At 67.7% G+C, this 876-nt stretch carries 1 protein-coding gene; it reads right to left on the bottom strand.

Features of this window, described 5'->3' with window-relative positions; genetic code table 11:
- Positions 1 to 54: 54 nt before the first annotated feature.
- The coding region (locus JHD07_RS18310) for an acetyl-CoA C-acyltransferase (protein WP_291624552.1) at positions 55 to 876 on the bottom strand (822 nt) is incomplete at its 5' end.

The following is an 876-nucleotide window of genomic DNA, read 5'->3' as shown; positions in this document are numbered from 1 at the left end:
CCCGGATTCCGCTCTAACGAGCGGCTCCGGGATGACGGTCCACGTAGTGGACCGTCAATTCACCTTCTCGATCGCGACGGCGACGCCCTGGCCGACGCCGACGCACATGGTGGCGAGCGCGAGCTTGCCGCCGCGCTTCTCCATGCCGTGGACCGCGGTGAGGGCGAGGCGCGCGCCGCTCATGCCAAGCGGATGGCCGAGCGCGATGGCGCCGCCATGCGGATTGACGAAATCGGCATCATCAGCCACGCCGAGCTGGCGCATGCAGGCGATGCCCTGCGAAGCGAAGGCTTCGTTCAGCTCGATCAGGTCGAAATCGCCGATCTTCTTGCCGAGACGCTCCATCAGCTTGCGGGTGGCTGGCACCGGGCCGATGCCCATGATGCGCGGCGGCACGCCAGCCGAGGCAAGGCCGAGGATACGGGCCCGCGGCGTCAGCCCGTGCTTCTTCACGGCCGCCTCAGACGCCAGGATCATGGCGGCGGCACCGTCATTGACGCCGGAGGCGTTGCCGGCCGTCACCGTGCCGGGATTGCGCACGATCGGCTTCAGTTTCGCGAGACCTTCCAGCGTGGTTTCAGGGCGCGGATGTTCGTCCTTGTCGACGGTGATGGGACCGGCTTTGCCGCCGGGAATCGTGATGGGCGTGATTTCCTCCGCAAAATAGCCGGCCGCGATCGCCTTGCCCGCGCGCTGCTGCGAGCGGATGGCGAAGGCGTCCTGGTCGGCGCGCGAGACCTGGAATTCCTCGGCGACGTTCTCGCCGGTCTCGGGCATCGCGTCGACGCCGTACTGCGCCTTGAGCAGCGGATTGATGAAGCGCCAGCCGATCGTGGTGTCGAAGATCTCGGCCGAGCGCGAGAAGGCCTCCTGCGC

Source organism: Bradyrhizobium sp. (assembly GCF_016462955.1).
Taxonomy (GTDB): domain Bacteria; phylum Pseudomonadota; class Alphaproteobacteria; order Rhizobiales; family Xanthobacteraceae; genus Bradyrhizobium.
The sequence above is the reverse complement of the archived record's forward strand: the minus strand, read 5'-3'. Positions and strand labels throughout refer to the sequence as shown.